Source organism: Paenibacillus sp. P3E, from assembly GCF_001909045.1.
Lineage (GTDB): Bacteria > Bacillota > Bacilli > Paenibacillales > Paenibacillaceae > Paenibacillus_AQ > Paenibacillus_AQ helianthi.
In genome coordinates this window covers 1-685 of record NZ_LVWH01000153.1, presented here as the reverse complement: position 1 = coordinate 685, position 685 = coordinate 1, and the positions used below count along the sequence as shown (strand labels likewise).

The window sequence follows — 685 nt, the reverse complement described above, 5'->3', positions numbered from 1 at the left end:
GGATAAGTTTTATTATTTGTTAATTCCACTCTTACTAACGTTAATTTATTTTTCTTGAAAACCTCTTTTACCGGATGCTTCCATTTTTCTAAATTTGTAATAATGACCTTCGGATCTGTATTACTTATTTCCTTTATCGAGGCCACTCTTTCAATATTGATTTTCCCTACGCTATGTACTGTTACACTGTTTGTTTTATTGTTTTCAATATTTGATTCGCTTTTAACAACAGGGCATACCGTAATATTGTTAATAATCAGTGCAATCATTCCCACAGCTATCATCTTCTTCATCTGGTCCCCCACCCAAAATATTATCTATAGTTGTTATATTCACGACATCGTTCTCCTCTAAATAGCTCTTATCTTAGGGGAGCGATGTGTCAGCTAAATCCTTTATATTCTTAATTACTGCATAGCCGTCAAAATTCACCTCATTTCAAATCTCATCAAACTCAAATTGATAGTTGCTTGTAAAAACTACTTTTCTATCAGCCTTGTTAGTGTAGGCTATTGTCCATTCCACTCTATAAATATAGTTCATTTCTCCATAAGCTAATATCTTCAAATTATCTCTCAAATAGATCTTTACGTAATTCATAAAATATTTTTACTAGCAGGTGTTCATTATCCAGCAATTTTACTTTTTCAAATCTTCTTTTACCTAGTCTTTTATCAATTATCCC

General features: G+C 31.7%; 2 protein-coding genes. Both read right to left on the bottom strand.

Annotated features, from left to right (window positions below; all coding sequences use genetic code 11):
• The coding region (locus A3842_RS12995; protein WP_218618681.1) for a hypothetical protein at nucleotides 1-293 on the bottom strand (293 nt) is incomplete at its 3' end.
• A 275-nt stretch (nucleotides 294-568) separates the two neighbouring features.
• Entirely contained in the window at nucleotides 569-679 is a 111-nt protein-coding gene (locus A3842_RS33890; RefSeq protein WP_483874423.1) for a hypothetical protein, read from the bottom strand.
• Nucleotides 680-685 lie beyond the last annotated feature (6 nt).